The 452-nt window shown below is 69.9% G+C and carries 1 pseudogene; it reads left to right on the top strand.

What is annotated here, in order from left to right:
- A pseudogene (locus JS521_RS36070) lies at positions 1–452 on the top strand (peptidase); the annotation flags it as partial.

The following is a 452-nucleotide window of genomic DNA, read 5'->3' as shown; positions in this document are numbered from 1 at the left end:
ATCGGCACGGACGCGCCGGACCCGGGCGACGGCGGCTCCAGCGAGCCCGTGCCGGGCACCGGCGACCCGCTCACCCTGGTCGAGAAGGGCCCGGCCACCGACGCCGACCGCAAGAACCACCCCGAGACGTACACCAGGGTGGACGTCACCGCCGCGAACACCGCGGACTTCGCCCTGACCGGCGACGAGAAGCAGGGGAAGGTCGGCGACAAGGTCACCGCCACGGTGAAGTTCGCCAACAAGGGCCCCGCCCGCGTCCAGGGCACCCTCGACGAGAGCGTCACCACGGTCGACATCCACATCCCGAAGGGCACCTCCGTCGTCAAGCCGTACGACTTCTGCGAGGTGATCACCAAGACCCACTACCGCTGCGGAACCTCCCAGTCCTGGGTCGACGTGAACGGCGGCGAGAGCTACCCCTTCGTCCTGCGCATCGACAAGGCCGTCGGCCG

Source organism: Streptomyces durocortorensis, from assembly GCF_016901035.1.
GTDB classification, from domain to species: domain Bacteria; phylum Actinomycetota; class Actinomycetes; order Streptomycetales; family Streptomycetaceae; genus Streptomyces; species Streptomyces durocortorensis.
The sequence above is the reverse complement of the archived record's forward strand: the minus strand, read 5'-3'. Positions and strand labels throughout refer to the sequence as shown.